The sequence below is a fragment of the Aliiglaciecola sp. 3_MG-2023 genome (assembly GCF_030548205.1).
Classification (GTDB): Bacteria; Pseudomonadota; Gammaproteobacteria; order Enterobacterales; family Alteromonadaceae; genus Aliiglaciecola.
Genome location: NZ_JAUORV010000015.1, coordinates 43,873 through 60,762, shown reverse-complemented (window position 1 = coordinate 60,762; position 16,890 = coordinate 43,873). Strand labels below are relative to the sequence as shown.

Genomic DNA, 16,890 nt, shown 5'->3' with positions numbered 1-16,890 from the left:
TCTGTTTTGACGCGTAAAAATGAAAATAATTTGAATATTTTACTTTTAATTTAGATAACCACTACACACGGGATGGAAACATGAAAAAATCATTGATCGCAGCAAGTCTTTTAGCTGCTATTTCAAGTAACGCGTTCGCCGCTGAAGATTCTTCAGACAAATACTGGATTGGCGGCTTTACTGAGATTTATAAGCCAGATGAAGAAAAAAGCTTCGACTTTACTTCATTCGATGCTGGCCTAGGACTAGGTGCTGAAGTTGGTGTAAGAGAAAGTGAACACTGGGGTGGTCGTTTCGAAGTTGCTAAAGTTAGCCTAGAAAATGATGCTGACTTAGACGACGACAGTGCGACTCGTTTTGGTATCGATGCTATGTATTTCTTAGAAGACGACCTAATGTATATATTTGCTGGTCTTAAGCACATCGATATGGTTGACTCAGGTAGCATGGCTAACCTTGGTCTTGGTAAGCACTGGGATCTTTCTGAAAAAGTAAAACTGGTTACTGAAATTGCCGCATACCATGACTTCGGTCAAGCGTACAATGATGTAAGTGCTAAATTAGGTTTGGCCTACACCTTTGGTTCTACTGGTCCTAAAGCTCCTGGCGATGCTGACCAAGATGGCGTAAACGATAACCTTGACCAATGTCCTGATACTGCGATTGGTGCACGTGTAGATAGCAAAGGCTGTAACATCGACTTAGACGGTGACGGCGTATTAAACGACATTGATCAGTGTCCTAACACTCCAGCGGGTACTCCTGTTGGCGCTAAAGGTTGTAGTTTAGAGCTAGATAGCGACCAAGATGGCGTTCTTGATGACGTAGATCAGTGTGCTGATACTCCGCTTACAGACAAAGTTGATTCAATGGGCTGTAGTGTTTTTGAAGAAGTAGAAGTACGCGAAACCTTAGAAGTATTGTTCGCGAATAACAGTAGTGTTATCGAAAACCCTGATTCTTCTAAATTCCAAGAATTTGCAGATTTCATGAAACGTTTCCCGAATACACAAACTGCAATTGAAGGTCATGCTTCTGCTCCAGGTAATGCTGATTACAACATGATGATTTCTCTTAAGCGTGCAAAAGCGGTAAGAAAATTATTAATTGAAGAATACGGTATTGCCGCAGACAGATTGAGCGCTGAAGGCTTTGGTGAAACTCAATTATTAGATACAAGCAATACAGCCGCTGCACATAAAGTGAACCGTCGTATTGAAGCTGTTGTAACAGCTAAGAAGAAAGAAAAAGTATTACGTTAATAGGTAATATGAATACAAAAAAGCGGCTTTAGAGCCGCTTTTTTTATGCTTAATTTCCATAGACCGTGAAAACCCCAAAACAGAAACACCCTGTAGCACGGTCTTTAGGCCGTATAACTCATAAGATAATACACCCTGTGGCACGGGATTTATCCCGTAAAAATCTCAAGATAATACCCCCTGTAGCACGGTCTTTAGGCCGTATAAATCATAAGACAATACACCCTGTAGTACGGTCTTTAGGCCGTAAAAATCTCAAGATAATACACCCTGTAGTACGGTCTTTAGGCCGTATAAATCATAAGACAATACACCCTGTAGCACGGTCTTTAGGCCGTAAAAATTATGAGATGCCTCCCTGTGGCACGGGATTTATCCCGTGGAAATCTCAAGACAAGACAATTTATTCGTCAGAATAGGCAGGACCAGCGTAATTATCAAAGCGTGAGAATTGCCCTTGGAAGGTCAGGCGCACGGTTCCAATTGGACCATTACGTTGTTTACCCAGAATGATTTCAGAAATGCCCTTTAGATCGGTATTTTCGTTATAAACTTCATCACGATAAATAAACATAATCAAATCGGCGTCCTGCTCTATAGAACCAGATTCACGTAAGTCTGAGTTAATTGGACGTTTATCGGCCCGTTGCTCCAAACTACGGTTTAACTGTGATAACGCCACTACAGGAACATTGAGCTCTTTGGCGAGGGCTTTTAATGAACGTGAGATTTCAGCAATCTCTAAGGTCCGATTATCGCTTAAAGACGGCACTCGCATGAGTTGCAAGTAATCTATCATAATCATACTGATGCCATCGCGTTCGCGGGCTAACTTGCGGGCTCGAGTGCGCACTTCCATAGGCGTAAGACCGGAAGAATCATCAACAAAAAGGTTATCTTTATCTTTCAACATAGCCATTGTATTGGAGATCCGCGCCCAGTCTTCGTCGTCGAGTTGTGCCGTACGAATTTTAGTCTGATCAACCCGACTTAAAGATGCCAACATCCTCATCATAATTTGTTCTGCGGGCATCTCTAGGGAAAATACCAATACCGGCTTTTCTTCCAACAACATTGCATTTTCGCACAAGTTCATGGCGAAGGTTGTTTTCCCCATAGACGGACGAGCAGCAACAATAATTAAATCAGAGCCTTGAAGGCCACTGGTCTTCTTGTCTAAATCTGTATAGCCAGTAGATACACCTGTGACTTCTTTATTGGTTTTGATTAAGGCTTCAAGACGGTCAATCGTCTGGCCCAAAACAGACTCTACGTCTTTTGGACCTTCGTTGTTTCCCATACGCTTTTCAGCAATTTGGAAAACTTGTGTTTCTGCGAGGTCGAGGATCTCGCTACTGTCTCTGCCTTCAGGGTTGTAACCAACATCTGCGATAGAATGAGCAACGCCAATCAATTCCCGGGTAATTGCCCGTTCTTTAATGATCTCTGCATAAGCCACTACGTTCGCTGCACTGGGGGTGTTTTGTGCTAATTCGCCTAAATAGGTAAATCCACCAGCCTCTTCAAGCTCGTCATGGCTTTCCAATTCTTCAGAAACGGTAATAATATCAACAGGTTGGTTAGCAGATAACAAACGCACGATGCTACGGAAAATAGTCCGATGAGAACGGTTGTAAAAATCTTCTTCTACTACCACTTCTGCAACTTTATCCCAAGAATCGGGCGCAATTAACATACTCCCTAGCACCGATTGCTCAGCTTCCATGGAATGCGGTGGTATTTTCAGTTTCTCAACTTTATCGTCTCTGTTTTTATCCGGAACGGCTTTCACAACACTTAAATCTTTTAATAATGGGTCGAGTATTATGCGCTAAGTTTGATATTGCATCAAAGTCTATTGTACAAATTTCTGTGTAATCCAGAAATTCTTTTTAGATGTTTTTATTCGCCTTGTAGGCGGGTGCTTTAGCCCCGCTGTAGTCGGAGGCTTTAGCCCCGAGAGTTGTTTCAATTCCAACTCATAGGTTCATGGCCTAAAGACCATGCTACAGATGATGACAAAATTTCAATTCGCGTGAACCCGGATGTTGATGCCAAAATTCCACCTGTAGGCGGTGGCTTTAGCCCCGCGAGGAACATTTGGAATCCATGGCCTAAAGACCATGCTACAAAGAATCAACCTTTCCTGGTGAATCCATGGCCTAATTTGACTATTTTTTATCGACTTTAATTCTACCACTGACGGTGGATACTTTTACTTGACCATTGCCACCATTGTGAGAAAACTCAAGCCATCGACTAGGACCATATTTCGCTTTATGTTCTTTATCACTGCTGATTTTGTTGATTATTCTGCCACCAGCATGGCCTTGTAGATCAAATCGAGCAGAAATATCCGCTTGGAAATTTAAGCTGATACTACCGCCAACACTGGTAGCCCTAACGTCTCCTTGAGGAACAAGCTCTAAACTAGCTTCGACACTTCCATTTACCGTGTTTAAATTCAAATGTTCCACTTTTGCTAATGTTAATTCAATATCACCATTTACTGTTTCTGCTTTTACTTCCGCCGCATCTAACCTAACGTTGATGTCTCCATTAACAGATTCATAAGTCGCTTCACTAGCTGCAGAATCGCGGTCTTGAATATCGCCATTAACCGTTTGAATTTTAATATTGCCAGTTAATGAATTGGCCTCTATATCGCCATTTACGGCTTCAATTCTCAATCTTCCTGCCAGATTCGAAACGTCTATATTGCCATTCACAGTGTCTATGTCTGCACTGCCGCGAACCTCGGTCACCTCTACATTAGCATTTGTAGAGTTGTAATTTATATGGCTGCCAAAAGGTACGTATATTTCCAGATCATCACCGTCTTCGGAATTCCAGTTCCAACCATTTCGTTTACTGTTCACCTTAACTTTGATAATGACTTCATTGCCATCACGCTCAAAAATAAACTTTTCAGTACGATCACCTAGCTCCCCAGCCACCCTGACCTCATTTTTCGACCATCCAGTAATATTCGCGTAGCCGCCAAGATGCTCAATCTGCACATAACCGTTACCGTCTGCTTTTAATGTTTGGTCAATCTTTTCACCCGCAAAGGTAAAAGAGCTCAACAAGCAAAACCCAACACTAAAAAATAATTGTTTCATTTTTATACCCTTAAATACATTCGCTAATGCGATGTGATAGCGCTTTTTAACACTCAAATTTTTATGTAAACCTATGCTCATTAAATTTGTCTCCATTTAGGAGAATGCACTCGCTCAATTAAATCAATCTGTTGTTGATGAACGTTTTGCAACATTTTTAACAGCGCTATGTTGTTTGGATCCTGCTTCAACGCTGCCTTAATCGCATCAGCTGCTTCATCTAACTCTGATAACTGCTTCTGCCAGTTTTCTGTCAACGCGGGTTGATCCTGAAATTTCACCAACAAAGCATCCTTTTGCGCTTCGTGCTGACTACTTAATGCAGCCACCAAATCCTGTCCGGTTATTTGCCCTGTGGCCGGTTGCAACGAATACCAACTTAAGACGCAAACAAGGGCAAAAGAAGCCGCAATGGCAATCATTTTGAAGCGGGATTCACTGCTCGTTTTTGTTATCTGTTGATTAGCCCCGGTCTCTTCGGTTAACGCCACTTCAATCCCAGCCCATAAATCTCTTTCGGGTTGCTTTTCATTACTAAGGGCATTTATTTGTGCGCGTAAATCTTTTTCAAAATTCGTATTATTCATATCCCATCCACTCCTTTAACAACTGTTTAGCACGGTGAAACTGTGCTTTACTGGAGCCAACCGCCATATTCATCATACTTGCGATATCTTCATGCCGGTAACCTTCTATTGCATGCAATACAAAAACAATCCGCGCCCGCTCGGGCAATCTAGCTACATGCCTTTCTAGCTCGCTTAGGTCAGTAGATTCCTCTGCGGCATAATAGTTTGCCTCAGAGTCTTCAATATTGAACATTCGTTTAACCCAGCCCCGCTGCTTGCGTAAATATGAAATAGTGATATTCGAAGTGACAGTGTGTAACCAAGTTGAGAATTTACTGTCTCCTTTGTAGTTTCCAATTTTACGCCACAGCTGAATGAACACTTCTTGGGCAGCATCTTCTGCTAGTGACTTATCACTAGTGAGTCGATAGCACAGTCCATATACCTGACCAATATAGGTCTGATATAGACGCTGGTATGCATTTTTGTCGCCCTGTTGTACCGCCGTTATCAGGTCACGTTCTGATTTGTCTTCGAACGTGCGCTGGGCAGAAACAACATTTCCGTGTGTGTTCAATATATTTATCAGTTTTTATTAGTGTTAAAGAGTTAGTCGCAGAGTAAATCAGAAAGGTTTAAACCACCAAATTTATATTTTAGATTTTGCCAATTAATGATTATAACTGTCTGATATTTTTACAATTATCCTACTAAAATAATCGCGACCATCTGTTACTTATTGTTTTATACCAGGTTTATTTTTAGGTATGGACATTGCTTAATTTTTAGCCACCACAATCAAAATAAGAAAAATCATGTTCATAGCAAATTCTCGAATAACGGTTATTTACTCATTGGCGTTAGTATTATTTTTATTTCACGCCTTTGCAGATGCGCGCTTGGTTAGAGGGGGAGGAAGAGGAACCTACACAGATTCAGCAAATGTTGAGTATTACCTAATTGACAATAGTTATGAGAACTCTGTCGGCATTGGATTAGACTTTGTAGCGACCCAATATTTATACAAAAACTCCCAAGCCCCCTTCTTACTTGCTACTCCTAATGATTGTTTGAGAAACTTGGGCTCCTTCTCGGATTATAATTTTCAAATAGACAATGGCTTGTTCGTAGAAGAGCCGTGTTACTATGAGTTTTATGAAAATGAAACAACACTTAGCTTAAACGGATTCTCTCCGTTTGCCTTTGATCTTGCCCAAAGCGCGGAAATTAATTGGACCCTATCTCAAATAGGGAAACCTGATCTCATTATTGTTCAGAATATAACTGCGTTTGACGACGAAGATATACTTTTAGACATTTTAATGCCCTCAGAGCTGATACCCGGAGAGTATGAAGTGAGCTTGGATGTCACCTTATATTCAGGCCCGGATGCTGATTTTTATAATGAAGTTTCAGGAGAGGGAAATTCGCTTCCAATCGATTGTGATCCCGTGACTAACGTTTGCGGGTATACCTCTTTTATAGCCTCCGATACGTTGTCATTTACTTCCAGCTATAATGAACGTCTAGTTATTCTTGCTGAACCACAAGTTGAGGTAGCAGAACCGGCAATACTGGGTTTAATGTTGCTCGGTCTGCTGGGTATCAGACGCAAACAGCAAGGTTTTTGCTAATTGTTTCTGTTCGGCTAACTGCTGTTTAATCCGTTGGAAAGAACTTTGCAACTCCGGAGTTTTTGCAAATTTGGAAAGAATGGGATCCTTTTCGCTCCACCATTCTCTCCATCCCCCTTCGATGGCTACCGTCAATTTATCCTTCACTTCAGATAATGGACTCCCGTTTAATACTGAAATACGAACTTGAAGGTAATCTACAAAATTATCTTTAAGTAAGGTATTTTCGGCTAACTGAGCTTGCGTATCACAACGAGAAATAATGCTCTGTGCCGCTTCTATTTCTCCTTTTTGCTGTAATGCCCATGCCACTTCAATGGCGGGGCTACACATGGGCATCATAAATAAGTCCTCGTCACTCAAACCATCGTTGGCTTTTAAAATAAGGGAAATCCCCTGCTCCATATCCCCATAAAGTAGTTGATACCAACCCGCTTCAAACTGAACCCATGGATCATCTGGATACGCTTGTAAGATGAAATCCATTTCTTCGAACAAACTGGCATAGTCCTGTTTAATAATAAAAATTGAGGCATTATAAGCAGGATCATCCGTAGACTTTTCTAGTTCATCCACCAGCTGCAAACTGGTTAAGGTATCTAAATAATTATATTTATACGCCTCATTTTCAGGTGAAAGTTTAGATGCTTGATTCCAATTAAATAGGCTTTGTGCCAAGTTTCCTTGCATAAAAGCATGAGTTGCTAACCCTGCATAACCAAAAGGTGATTCTGGATGTTCTTCTAGCAGCTTATGGAATATGACCGAGGATTTTTCAAATTCACCTCTAAAAGTAAGTTCTAGTCCGTAATTGTTAATTATTGATATAGACAGTGGATCTAACTCATAGGCCTTGGAAATGGCATCCATTGCCTGACTATGCTTATTCAGTTTTTTGTATACTAAAAACTGCCACATATGGGCCACGGCTAAACTAGGGTTAATGGAAATAGCTTTATCGTAACTCGATATAGCTTTGTCAAACTCCTGTTTCAACTCAAAAGACTTCCCCTGAATCGCGTAGGAGCGCGCATTAGTATCATCACGCACAAAGGCTTTGGCTAATTGCTGATCGGCTAATTGTATTGCGATGTCTGTTTCCAAAATACCAAACCGACTATCGCCTTTTTCTAACAATAGAATAGTGTCTGCCAAGGCCACATAAGCCGCTACATACTCTGGGTCTAAGGCAATAGCTTGTTCAAAAAACTGCCTCGCGCCTTTGATAGATTCAGTGGTTTGCTTGCGGTACTGTTCTCGTCCTTTTAAATACATTACATAGGCATCTGTGCTAGCAGTTTTCGATTGCGTTGTTACTTGCCCTGATTCTAAATAACGATCTTCCAGGAGATTAACGATTGATCGGCTAATTTGTTCTTCAATGGAAAAGATATCTTTAAACTTGCGACTAAAGGTTTCTGACCACAAGGTCATGCCATCTTTACTATCAATGAGTTCAGTTCGAATTTTTAAGCGATCGCCAGTCACCCGCAAACTTCCGCTTACCACTACATCAACTTGCAAGCGTCTACCTATATCAGTTGCGGTGAGATTTTGTTCGGCCAAGGCAAAAGCAGAGCTCGCTGCAGCAACCTTTAATTGACTCACTTTACCCAACAATGCCGTTAGTTCTTCACTTATTCCTTCGCTAATGTAGCCTTGATCTTTATCTGGGCTTAGGTCTCTAAAAGGTAGAACTGCTATTGAAGTGACCGACTTAATTTGACTCAGCCCTTCTTCTTGCTTGACCATTTGTTCCTTGAGATCGGTAAAATACACATACCCCAAACCGCCAGACCCTAAGGTGATGAGAATTAACAATAACCATTTGCCAGCACCAAAGGTGATAGCTTCTTCGCCATCAGCAATGGGTTCCAACCCCTCAAGTGTGAAGTTAAAGTACCAAGACAAGTACAAAACTACCGGAAAACCCGCAAACAAAATAATGGCGGTTAGCGTGCCAATCAATGGTGACAAATTGAGCATTGGTTGAATAACTGAAATAACTTGCAGCAGCAACCAAATAAGGCCAATGTAAGGCACTACGGTGGGCAGCACATTGCGGCGACGTATTTCAGACACTAGGGTTTTAAACATAAAAATCCTGAGTAATGCTCTAATTAAGGTAACTAAGAGAATTCTGTCGAATTGGAAGAGCCGAGCGCGACACACTTAGAACGAGAGAGTCTTTTTACTTATGTTGGCCTAATTTAATAGTAAAATCAATTGTGCATATATTAGGCTACACATCATAGGTATTTGTTGCTGAACACTTTATTTTCTAACTATTCGCAAAATAGTCGTCTACAATTTGAATTCAAATCATTAGGGTAATAAGGTAAATCTTCAATGAATATGGAAATAAATCCCTTTAATCATATTTTAGTTGTGCTTCAAGCCAATGAGGACCCATCAATCCCTTTGGCGAGAGCCACACGCTTATGCAAAGCGTATACTGGCAAGATGAGTGTATTCGTTTCCCTCCATGAGCTTTTTTACCCTAAGGCAAATTTTAACTTAGCAGATAATTTACAAGAAATTGTTGATGAACAGCAGGATTCAATTACTAAAATACTGGCAAAGTGGGATGCCACAGAATATGTAGAAGATATCTTTTTGTCTTGGCAGCAAAAACCATCTAAAGCAATCGAAAAATTGTTATCGCAAGAAACCTTTAATTTAGTAATAAAAGCACCTTATCTACAAAGTGACTTTAAACGCCTATTTTTAAGCGGATTAGATCATTATTTTGTAGCAAACTGCCCACTGCCTATTTGGATGGTTAAACCAAGACTTTGGGACAAACAATTTGAGGTGTTAGCCTGCGTGGATATCAAAGATGACGATTTCGACAATCACTTACTCAACCGCAAGATACTCGGCGTTAGTGACAGCTTAGCTCACACTATTGGTGGGCAAATGCATGTTATCGATTGTTATGACGGTGAAATAGGTAGCCTTCACATAGACTTCAATAAAGAGCGCGGTTTTAAACGAGAAGCAACACTGAAACAGAAGCATCAGGAAAAGTTAAAGCTCTATATTCAGGAATATTCCCTTGCCGAGGATGTACTTCATTCCGTAGAAGGCATTCCTGATGAAGCCGTCCCTGAGAAAGCCGCCATTTTAAATGCGGAAGTAGCGGTTATTGGTAACAATGAAGATAAACACTTTTTCGACAAAATGTTTGGCGATACAGCCATGGCACTGACAGAAGCAATGCCCTGCGATATTCTAATTTTGAAGCCAGAATAAGCTGAATGATGAAGAAAGCATTACTAAAGTATAACTAAACTTACCTAATCTAAGTACTCTACCTATCTAAAATATGCTATATTATGCGCGAATTTTCTGAGGTAAAGGGATTCTCGAGTCTGATTTTTTTACACTTTACTCAGAAATAACCAATATATGGAATTATTTTTATAAAATACAGGCACTTAAGTTCCGGCTCAAATATTGCTTATGTAAGCATCTCAAATAAGTTTTGAGGCATGAGTTTTAAGAAACCTGTCTGTGTGGCGTAAATATATAAATTGTAGTAATAGGAAGAAGTAAATTGAAATTGGTAAAATCATTATTCGCATTTGCAGTACTGGCTTCGCTCTCAGGCGCAGCAACTGCAACCAGCGGCACTATTGGTAAGTATAATCTTTTATTGCTTGGTGATTATAATTTCAGCGGTGGGGACGTCCAAGGTCAATCCTTTATTGGCGGCGATTTAAATTCATCTAATCCGGTGGAGTTTGGTAGCAGGCTAGCCAATACTGACACCGCTATCGATGCCGTTACTATTGTTGGCGACTTAAACGCCAACCGCGTGCGAGTGTTGCGTGACAATAATTTAGTTTATGGGGGGGATTTAAACGGTACCGCCATTGAATTGAATGACGGAGATGACGGACAGTTAATACATGATTCATCACTTACCGTAGCTGACATTAAAACTGAGTTGTACGCTGATACAGCCTATTTCGCTGGACTTTCAAGCACTGGTAGTTTTTCCAGTGGTAATTTTGATTATGCTGGCTCGGAAAACATGGCAGTGTTTGATGTTTCTGCTGCCGATATTTTCGCACAAAATAGCAATCTCTCAATGAATTGGGGAAGCGCTGAAACTGTTATCATTAACGTTTCAGGTACCGATATCAATATCGGTGGCGGTGTTAACCTTAATAACGGTTTCAATGGCGATGCAGCATTTTCTAATATCGTGTGGAATTTCTTTGAAGCAACTAACATCGATTTTAATGGCTTAGCATCTAAAGGTTCTGTTTTAGCACCCTATGCAGATACGAGCGGCGGAGCATCTTTTGACGGCTCTTTCGCAGCGGTGTCATACACTGGCGCGAGAGAATTCCATAATTATACATTCGACTACACCCCACCTACATCAACTAAGGTAGCAGAGCCTTCTTTGTTTGGTTTGATGTTACTGTCGGGTTTACTCGTCATTAGAAAACGTAGAATCAAATCATAAACACTTTGATTGTTTGGAAAGCCCGTTAATTAGCGGGCTTTTTTATTGCTAGTGTTAACCAATGTGGCTTTTTAATTCACCAATATCAAGGTAAATTAAAACATTATTTCCCATATAGACAACAACCTGATTCGTCAGAGATCCCATGAAAAAACATCACCTGAAGTACCGTTTTTACAAATTTATCATTTTAATTGCCGGTTGTGCTCTCAGCCAGGTCGTCAGTGCAGACAATTCTGATTATGAAAAAGCACTTTCAAGCTTCCAACAAGGGCAATATGAAGAAGCCTATATCCACGTTAAAAATGCACTTCAAGACAACCCCAGAGATCTGTCAGCAAAAGTACTATTAAGCAAACTACTGGTAAAAAACAAACTGTATAAAGAGGCAGAAACGCAGATTCGCGAGGCAATCCAACAGCGAGTAGATATTAACCTAGTGTTTGCTGAATGGGCAGAAACGCTGCTTAATTTAAAAAAATATAAACAATTAGTAGAACTCGATTATAGCGCTAGGCTATCGCAGAAAAATCAAATGGAATGGAATATCTATAAAGCTACAGCTTGTATTAACTTGTTAGATTACCAATGTTCCAATCAATTTTATCAACAAAATTTAGCGGTCGATGCCGGTCACATTGAGTCTATAAATGGACTAGCGACAATTGCACTGATCGAAAAAAACTATGCTCTGGCCAATAATCAAATTGAGAGCGCCTTACAAGTCTCAACAGAAAACGCAGAAACTTGGCGCTTAAAAGGCCAGCTAGCCCGATCTCAAGGTGATATTCAACAAGCAATTCTTCACTTAAATAGAGCCCTTGAGATCAATCCAACTGAGCCCGCCATCGCCCGTAACCTCGTTGATGCTTATATCGCAAGTAATGACCTGGATAAGGCTTTTTCCCTATCTGACAAGTTACTAGTAGAGTCGCCCAATGATTTATACGTGCAATTCGCGCGTAATTGGTTGGCGGTTAAAACCGCTAACGACAGCGACGGCTATAAACAGATGCAAGTGTTAGCCAATAGGCTCAACGGTTTACCAAGATATTTGATCGACGAATATCCGACTTTTTCATATTTAAGGGGGACGGTTTCTTTTTTACTTGGGCAATACCAAAGTGCCAGGGACGATTTAGCAGAATACAATATGCGCACTGGCGGCGAGTTTCAATCCGCCTATCTATTAGCTAAAACCTACTCGGCACTTTACGACTTTGATGCGGCTTTAGAAACATTTGAAAAATACCAAATGCAAATCACCAATAACCTCTCCCAGTCATTATTTTTAGGTGGGCTATATTTGGTAAACCATAAACCTCATAGGGCTGTTGCTTTATTAGATAGACTTGAAGGAGACTTCTCTGAACAAGTGGAATACAAATTGTTTGCTGTTCAGGTTGCAATCTCAAGAGGTAAAACCGACGCTGCTTTGGCTGAATTGGACAATTTGATCACAGCATACCCCAACAATAAAATGGTTCTCATTGAACACTGCATGGTAAACATGGATGCAAAGAGGCTCAACGCAGCAAACCAGAGTCTGACTAAACTTAAAAAGTTAATCCCTAATGATGTGGATGTTAAAAATCTAGATACTGCGATGCTGATCATGCAAAGCCAAGATCTTCAGGCAATGGCTGCTATACAAAATGTCCTAGCCGAAAACCCGGAATCTTATTCAGCATTATATAACCTTGCGACTGTACAAAGTCGTTTAAAACGGTACCCAGAAGCACTACTGACACTTGAAAAATTGCTCAGCATTAATACCAGCGATATAGCGGTTAAACTGAGATTGGCCAGAATAAATTTGGCTATGTCTAATACGGATAAAGCTAACAACCTATATCAGTCAATACTCAAGCAAGATATCAATAATCTACAAGCAATGGAGGGCTTGTTACAAATTAACGAGCTACAGGCTAATTTTACTCCGGCATTGCGTTTAGCACAAAGTCTCCAACGCTTAGAGCCGCGTTACCCATTATATGTATTAAAAGAAGCACAGCTTCTGATCAAGTTGAAAGACAATGACAAAGCCCTAAGAGCGATTAATAAATATGAAAAACTGATAGAAAAAACAGCGTTTAACTTATTGGCACTGAGTCAGTTGTATTTAGCGATAAATGAAAAAGAAAAAGCATTAATAGCGGTTGCACAAGCACATCAGTTAAAACCTAAAGACATAAATTTGCACTTACAATACGTGTCGCAATTAATTACCTTGAATCATCTCACACAAGCTGAAAAACAGCTTAAAACACTTCAACAAAGCAATGCTACTAATCCTGATGTATTGTTGAAGCTTGGTGAGTTAAATGATGCAAAACAACAATTTGACGTGGCTAAACAGTACTACTTTCAAATATTAGAAATAGATGATAAGTATGAATTAGCTCTGGCTAAGCTCTATGCTCATGTCGCTAATGGGATGTCAGATAAAGAATTTTTAACGGTACTTAATCACATTGTGAACAAATACCCGGAAGCCTATTTTCCACGTAGCTTGCTTGCCCAATTTCATTTTTACTATGGTCAATCATCCATTGCTATCGAACAGTACCAATATTTACTAGAGACCGATAATATGCCGAACAAAGCGGCGCTACTTAATCGGTTGGCGTATTTATATTTACCCGATGACTTAAACAGAAGTGAAGATTATTCATTGCAAGCTTTAGCACTGGATAGTAATAATGTAACTATTCTAAGTAACTACGGGTGGATACTTGCTAAACAAGGCAACTACGAAAAAAGTATCACAGTACTGCGCGATGCGATAACTCGAGATGCAAGCAACCCAGAGCTGAAATACCACTTAGCTTACACATTAGAAAAACTGGGTAAAACCGACCAAGCAAAAAGGTTACTCAACGAAGTCTTGGCCTCGAATGTGTTTTTCACAGAAAAAACGGATGCCGAGTTACTACTCAAAGAAATCGAAAAACGTTGAAATCGGTCTTGAGTTAGCTTGATGATGTTTCCTAAACACCTCAGCCGTTGAACCACATGGCCATATGATTTTATTTTACCCATAAAAAAACCTCGCCAGAGCGAGGTTTTTGAAATGATAAATCTAAGATTTATGCTTCTTGGATGATAACCAATTTAACTGTGGTCATTACATCTGAATGCAACTGTAAGTCAATTTCAAACTCACCAGTTTCACGCAAAGTACCAGTAGGCAATTTCACTTCAGATTTAGCAACTTCAACGCCAGCAACTGTGATTGCATCAGCAATATCACGAGTACCAACTGAACCGAAAAGCTTACCTTCTTCACCAGCAGGAGAAGCAATAGTTACTTCACCAAGCTCAGCGATTTTAGCAGCGCGAGCTTCAGCAGTAGCTAAAGTTGCAGCAATGCTTGCTTCAAGTTCAGCACGTTGTGCTTCAAACTTTTCTACGTTTGCTTTAGTTGCAGGAACTGCTTTTTTCTGAGGAAAAAGGAAGTTACGTGCATATCCTGATTTTACAGTGACAGTGTCACCCAAGCCGCCCAGGTTGGCGATCTTGTCTAGTAGAATGATTTCCATCTTTGCTACCTCTTATTTACGCCAACGATTACTTGTGAGAATCAGTATATGGAAGCAATGCTAGGAAGCGTGCGCGCTTGATAGCAGTTGACAACTGACGCTGATATTTAGCGCTAGTTCCAGTGATACGGCTTGGTACGATTTTACCACTTTCAGTGATATAGTTTTTCAGCAAAGCGATGTCTTTATAATCGATCTGAACAACACCTTCGGCTGAGAAACGGCAAAATTTACGACGTCTAAAAAAACGAGCCATTGTCTGTCTCCTTATGCTTTGTCTTCAGTGCTAGCAGGCTCTACAGCTGCAGCAGGTGCTTCTTCTTGCTTTTCAGTGCGTTCCTGACGACGGTCGTCACGACGATCATCACGACGCTCTTCTTTCGCCATTGGAGACTGTTCAGTTTCAGCTCCTTTGGTACGCATAACAAGGTTACGAAGAACAATATCATTAAAACGGAAAGCAGTTTCTAGCTCTTCAATTGCTTCTGCAGTGGCTTCAGCATTGATTAGTACGTAGTGTGCTTTATGCAATTTTTCGATTGGGTATGCCAATTGACGGCGGCCCCAGTCTTCTAAACGGTGGATTGTTCCGCCGTCATTCGTGATAATTCCGGTATAACGTTCAATCATACCTGGAACTTGTTCACTTTGGTCAGGGTGGACCATAAACACGATTTCGTAATGACGCATTGTTGCTCCTTACGGTTGTAGCCTCTTACAGCTCAGCTAAACTGTGTTGAGACAAGGAACTAAAAGTGATAGCTGATTTAAGGGCGCGAATTGTATATAAAGCCGACACTTAAGGCAACATATATTTCATACAAAAGTGAGGTAGGTAATAGCTCCGTCACTTTTAGCAATAAAACCAATTCTTGTAAGCTGTATTTAGTCCCTTTTCGACTTTGCGATTAGGTTGTCGATAACGTCTTGTGCGCTATAGGCATCTTCGTTGAGCTTCACCCCTTTGCCCATCCGAATATCAAAAATGCTGTGGATCTCTTTACGTTCATTCCCTGCCCCAGTGGCGATTGTCATATCTATCTCGGTAGAAGGGCGTTGGTAAGCGAAGCCCTCCTCGGTAAATTTAGTTTGGCCACTCACTGTGGTATCCAAAACATTGGCAATCTCTGTTGAAACACGTGAATCAGGCGCTCGCTGGTTGAGAGTTAATACGCCGGCTGCCAAAGTAACCGTGCTTGCATGGGCCATCCCAACGATTACCATTAGGTTTAATATTTTATTTAGCTTAGTCATCTTCGTTTCCTCGTGTTTATGTAAATGACACTTGGATAACGAATAAAAAACGCAATTATTCCATCGAATAATAAATTAATTTAACTAAGCCAAAGCAAACTGCCTAACAAGGCGGGTTTTACAGGTGCTCTAAACCCACCAGCACACCCACTCCTATTAACGCGATAATTGACCAAATCGTCGTTTTGCCGCTGACCTTTTCCCCCAGTACTTTAGCCACGACCAGCGATAGAATCACACTCATGGCGAACAAGGTTTGTACGACCGCAGCCTTAGTATAGGTAAAGGCAACCATTTGCAGATACAAAGCGGCGAATGTTCCTATTACGGTAGCGCCGGTGAAAAACAACCATGTACGTTTCACATTGTCAGTCGTCGGCAGCCATTTTTGTTTGGTTATGAACATCAGAATAACAATAATTCCTAGCCCGCCAATTAATCGAATTTGACTGGCATTGAAGGCATCGATTCCTGTTGAGGTAAGAATATCCCGACTCACAACCGCCCCAACGGCTTGGCACATGGCAGCCAGACCAGCATAAATATAGCCACTTAATTCGAAGGGCTCAAAACCGGAACGCTTTTGAATCTTAATGATCATGTCCACTGAAAATAATACCAAGGCAATACCGCACCATTGTTGCCAGGTTAACCATTCAGCAATCCAAGCCATAGCCAGTAATGCGGTAAAAATAGGCGCCAGGGTTTCAGCAACTAAAATAGATTGACTGTCGCCAATTTTATTCAGTGCTTGGAAGAAAAAGGTATCTCCCAGTCCAATACCGATAACACCACTAAATAGCAGCCACAACATGGTTGAGTTAGATACAGACACCTGAGGAAGAAAAAACTGGGTAATAATCAGCAAAATGCCAATTGCGGCTAATCCTTTCCATAAATTTAGCGCTAAAGGCGAAAAGTTTTTGCCTAATATTCGGAACATACGTGCTGCTACGGCCCAGCACAAAGCTGTGCTCAGAGCAGCAATTTCACCTATCATCATATTTTTGGAGTACTTCTATTTGAT

15 protein-coding genes are annotated in these 16,890 nt (G+C 40.8%); 5 read left to right on the top strand and 10 right to left on the bottom strand.

What is annotated here, in order from left to right:
* Window positions 1-80 precede the first annotated feature (80 nt).
* The gene (locus Q4574_RS16285) at window positions 81-1,262 is read left to right on the top strand and encodes an OmpA family protein (RefSeq protein ID WP_303475378.1); all 1,182 of its coding nucleotides are present in this window, start codon (window positions 81-83) and stop codon (window positions 1,260-1,262) included.
* Between the two features lie 403 nt (window positions 1,263-1,665).
* Here Q4574_RS16285 and dnaB read toward each other — a convergent pair whose 3' ends face one another.
* The 4 genes from dnaB to Q4574_RS16265 all read right to left on the bottom strand — a co-directional run bounded on the left by dnaB (window position 1,666) and on the right by Q4574_RS16265 (window position 5,530).
* The gene (dnaB, locus tag Q4574_RS16280) at window positions 1,666-3,054 is read right to left on the bottom strand and encodes a replicative DNA helicase (protein WP_303475377.1); all 1,389 of its coding nucleotides are present in this window, start codon (window positions 3,052-3,054) and stop codon (window positions 1,666-1,668) included.
* A 379-nt stretch (window positions 3,055-3,433) separates the two neighbouring features.
* Window positions 3,434-4,384: a DUF4097 family beta strand repeat-containing protein gene (locus Q4574_RS16275; RefSeq protein ID WP_303475376.1), complete on the bottom strand. Its 951-nt coding sequence runs from the start codon at window positions 4,382-4,384 to the stop codon at window positions 3,434-3,436.
* 80 nt (window positions 4,385-4,464) lie between these two features.
* Window positions 4,465-4,971 carry a hypothetical protein gene (locus tag Q4574_RS16270; protein ID WP_303475375.1) on the bottom strand — a complete coding sequence of 169 codons (507 nt, stop codon included), beginning with the start codon at window positions 4,969-4,971 and terminating at the stop codon, window positions 4,465-4,467.
* Complete coding sequence (locus tag Q4574_RS16265; protein WP_303475374.1) at window positions 4,964-5,530, bottom strand: RNA polymerase sigma factor; 567 nt, start codon at window positions 5,528-5,530, stop codon at window positions 4,964-4,966. Before Q4574_RS16265 ends, Q4574_RS16270 begins: the two co-directional genes overlap by 8 nt.
* A 238-nt stretch (window positions 5,531-5,768) precedes the next feature.
* On the opposite strand from Q4574_RS16265, the gene Q4574_RS16260 reads away from it, so the two are divergent.
* Window positions 5,769-6,587 carry a hypothetical protein gene (locus tag Q4574_RS16260; RefSeq protein WP_303475372.1) on the top strand — a complete coding sequence of 273 codons (819 nt, stop codon included), beginning with the start codon at window positions 5,769-5,771 and terminating at the stop codon, window positions 6,585-6,587.
* Here Q4574_RS16260 and Q4574_RS16255 read toward each other — a convergent pair.
* Window positions 6,534-8,684: a hypothetical protein gene (locus Q4574_RS16255; RefSeq protein ID WP_303475370.1), complete on the bottom strand. Its 2,151-nt coding sequence runs from the start codon at window positions 8,682-8,684 to the stop codon at window positions 6,534-6,536. The two genes, Q4574_RS16260 and Q4574_RS16255, sit on opposite strands and share 54 nt — an antisense overlap.
* A 252-nt stretch (window positions 8,685-8,936) precedes the next feature.
* Here Q4574_RS16255 and Q4574_RS16250 point away from each other — a divergent pair, with 252 nt between their 5' ends.
* The 3 genes from Q4574_RS16250 (at window position 8,937) to prsT (ending at window position 14,026) form a co-directional block, all read left to right on the top strand.
* A complete protein-coding gene (locus tag Q4574_RS16250; RefSeq protein ID WP_303475369.1) occupies window positions 8,937-9,842 on the top strand; it encodes a hypothetical protein in 906 nt (301 codons plus the stop codon).
* A 304-nt stretch (window positions 9,843-10,146) separates the two neighbouring features.
* The gene (locus Q4574_RS16245) at window positions 10,147-11,067 is read left to right on the top strand and encodes a choice-of-anchor A family protein (protein WP_303475367.1); all 921 of its coding nucleotides are present in this window, start codon (window positions 10,147-10,149) and stop codon (window positions 11,065-11,067) included.
* 145 nt (window positions 11,068-11,212) lie between these two features.
* Window positions 11,213-14,026, top strand: coding sequence for an XrtA/PEP-CTERM system TPR-repeat protein PrsT (prsT, locus tag Q4574_RS16240; RefSeq protein WP_303475365.1), 2,814 nt, complete (start codon window positions 11,213-11,215; stop codon window positions 14,024-14,026).
* A gap of 130 nt (window positions 14,027-14,156) precedes the next feature.
* Here the strand turns inward: prsT and rplI are convergent, their stop codons facing one another.
* From rplI to Q4574_RS16215, 5 genes are all read right to left on the bottom strand, one after another.
* Window positions 14,157-14,609 carry a 50S ribosomal protein L9 gene (gene rplI / locus Q4574_RS16235; protein ID WP_303475363.1) on the bottom strand — a complete coding sequence of 151 codons (453 nt, stop codon included), beginning with the start codon at window positions 14,607-14,609 and terminating at the stop codon, window positions 14,157-14,159.
* A gap of 28 nt (window positions 14,610-14,637) precedes the next feature.
* Window positions 14,638-14,865, bottom strand: a complete 228-nt coding sequence (rpsR, locus tag Q4574_RS16230; protein WP_008843478.1) for a 30S ribosomal protein S18 — start codon at window positions 14,863-14,865, stop codon at window positions 14,638-14,640.
* Between the two features lie 11 nt (window positions 14,866-14,876).
* On the bottom strand, window positions 14,877-15,299 hold the full coding sequence (gene rpsF / locus Q4574_RS16225) for a 30S ribosomal protein S6 (RefSeq protein WP_303475362.1): 423 nt from the start codon (window positions 15,297-15,299) through the stop codon (window positions 14,877-14,879).
* A gap of 195 nt (window positions 15,300-15,494) precedes the next feature.
* Window positions 15,495-15,863 (bottom strand): hypothetical protein, encoded by a 369-nt coding sequence (locus tag Q4574_RS16220; RefSeq protein WP_303475360.1) that lies wholly within the window; start codon window positions 15,861-15,863, stop codon window positions 15,495-15,497.
* Between the two features lie 118 nt (window positions 15,864-15,981).
* Window positions 15,982-16,866 carry a DMT family transporter gene (locus tag Q4574_RS16215; RefSeq protein WP_303475359.1) on the bottom strand — a complete coding sequence of 295 codons (885 nt, stop codon included), beginning with the start codon at window positions 16,864-16,866 and terminating at the stop codon, window positions 15,982-15,984.
* Window positions 16,867-16,890 lie beyond the last annotated feature (24 nt).

Excerpts from the sequence above, each read along its gene's own strand:
- Q4574_RS16220 (WP_303475360.1), bottom strand. The coding sequence starts at position 15,863 with ATGACTAAGCTAAATAAAATATTAAACCTAATGGTAATCGTTGGGATG.
- Q4574_RS16255 (WP_303475370.1), bottom strand. The coding sequence starts at position 8,684 with ATGTTTAAAACCCTAGTGTCTGAAATACGTCGCCGCAATGTGCTGCCC.
- prsT (WP_303475365.1), top strand. The coding sequence starts at position 11,213 with ATGAAAAAACATCACCTGAAGTACCGTTTTTACAAATTTATCATTTTA.
- rpsF (WP_303475362.1), bottom strand. The coding sequence starts at position 15,299 with ATGCGTCATTACGAAATCGTGTTTATGGTCCACCCTGACCAAAGTGAA.
- rplI (WP_303475363.1), bottom strand. The coding sequence starts at position 14,609 with ATGGAAATCATTCTACTAGACAAGATCGCCAACCTGGGCGGCTTGGGT.
- Q4574_RS16270 (WP_303475375.1), bottom strand. The coding sequence starts at position 4,971 with ATGAATAATACGAATTTTGAAAAAGATTTACGCGCACAAATAAATGCC.
- Q4574_RS16275 (WP_303475376.1), bottom strand. The coding sequence starts at position 4,384 with ATGAAACAATTATTTTTTAGTGTTGGGTTTTGCTTGTTGAGCTCTTTT.
- rpsR (WP_008843478.1), bottom strand. The coding sequence starts at position 14,865 with ATGGCTCGTTTTTTTAGACGTCGTAAATTTTGCCGTTTCTCAGCCGAA.
- Q4574_RS16260 (WP_303475372.1), top strand. The coding sequence starts at position 5,769 with ATGTTCATAGCAAATTCTCGAATAACGGTTATTTACTCATTGGCGTTA.
- Q4574_RS16250 (WP_303475369.1), top strand. The coding sequence starts at position 8,937 with ATGAATATGGAAATAAATCCCTTTAATCATATTTTAGTTGTGCTTCAA.
- Q4574_RS16285 (WP_303475378.1), top strand. The coding sequence starts at position 81 with ATGAAAAAATCATTGATCGCAGCAAGTCTTTTAGCTGCTATTTCAAGT.
- Q4574_RS16215 (WP_303475359.1), bottom strand. The coding sequence starts at position 16,866 with ATGATGATAGGTGAAATTGCTGCTCTGAGCACAGCTTTGTGCTGGGCC.